Origin of the sequence: Carboxylicivirga taeanensis, from assembly GCF_051851475.1 — a bacterium.
Classification (GTDB): Bacteria; Bacteroidota; Bacteroidia; order Bacteroidales; family Marinilabiliaceae; genus Carboxylicivirga; species Carboxylicivirga taeanensis.
The window spans coordinates 1-873 of record NZ_JBPUSJ010000098.1 but is presented as its reverse complement, the minus strand read 5'-3'; the positions used below and the strand labels follow the sequence as shown (position 1 = coordinate 873).

Here is an 873-nt window from a genome sequence, read left to right as displayed (position 1 = left end):
CTCCGCTCAAAATTAGTTTCGGGGTGTAGCGCAGTCCGGTTAGCGCACCTGGTTTGGGACCAGGGGGTCCCAGGTTCGAATCCTGGTACCCCGACTATTTAGTGAGAATCGACAATGGGAGATTCTTTATATTTTGAGATTGAAATTTGTTTTCGGGGTGTAGCGCAGTCCGGTTAGCGCACCTGGTTTGGGACCAGGGGGTCCCAGGTTCGAATCCTGGTACCCCGACAAAGTAGCAACAAATGCAATCAAAAGCTCGTAAATCAAAAGGTTTACGAGCTTTTTTCGTTATATGCTGGATCAGTTCCGAAGGACCACGCACAATATCTGGGTCTAGGCATAAATCTTACACAATCTGTAAAGGAAAGATTTGACATCGGTTACTCCTCTAAACTGCCTTCTGAAGTCTTTGATTTTGGCATTGAATGATTCTGCTGCTGCATTAGTGCTTCTGCCATTAAAGTAGTTAATAATAGTATCGTGATGCATTTCAAAGGTGCGTCGTATGGTGGCAAAAGCACCGAAGCCTGCTGATTCTATATTTTCGAACACCCAAGTTTTCCCATATCCAAAAAATATTCATTTAGTGCACAAGTTTATTCGCAGGCATAACGGATTTATAATATGAAATTTGGCATTATTCGTCGTGCCAGCAAGTCAGTATAGTGCATTCTTTTTATTTGGAGGTTTAATACTATTTGCTACTTTTGCAATCGCAATCGCAACGAGGGTTAGAGCAGATGAGGCGGTTGTTTCTCTTGAACGAAAGAGAAAAAAATGGAGAGTTGGGTGAGTGGCTGAAACCACCAGTTTGCTAAACTGACGTACGGGCAACCGTACCGGGGGTTCGAATCCCCCACTCTCCGCTCAAAA

The 873-nt window shown here is 44.0% G+C and carries 1 protein-coding gene and 3 tRNA genes; 3 read left to right on the top strand and 1 reads right to left on the bottom strand.

The features are described 5' to 3' along the window. Window positions 1–19 precede the first annotated feature (19 nt). Together ACSX1H_RS19430 and ACSX1H_RS19425 are read left to right on the top strand one after the other, a co-directional pair. A tRNA-Pro gene (locus ACSX1H_RS19430) sits at window positions 20–94 on the top strand. A gap of 59 nt (window positions 95–153) precedes the next feature. Next, window positions 154–228: transfer RNA gene (locus tag ACSX1H_RS19425), tRNA-Pro, on the top strand. Window positions 229–333: 105 nt separating this feature from the next. Here ACSX1H_RS19425 and ACSX1H_RS19420 read toward each other — a convergent pair. After that, window positions 334–552 carry a transposase gene (locus tag ACSX1H_RS19420; protein WP_439185917.1) on the bottom strand — a complete coding sequence of 73 codons (219 nt, stop codon included), beginning with the start codon at window positions 550–552 and terminating at the stop codon, window positions 334–336. Between the two features lie 227 nt (window positions 553–779). On the opposite strand from ACSX1H_RS19420, the gene ACSX1H_RS19415 reads away from it, so the two are divergent. After that, window positions 780–866: transfer RNA gene (locus ACSX1H_RS19415), tRNA-Ser, on the top strand. Window positions 867–873: the final 7 nt, after the last annotated feature.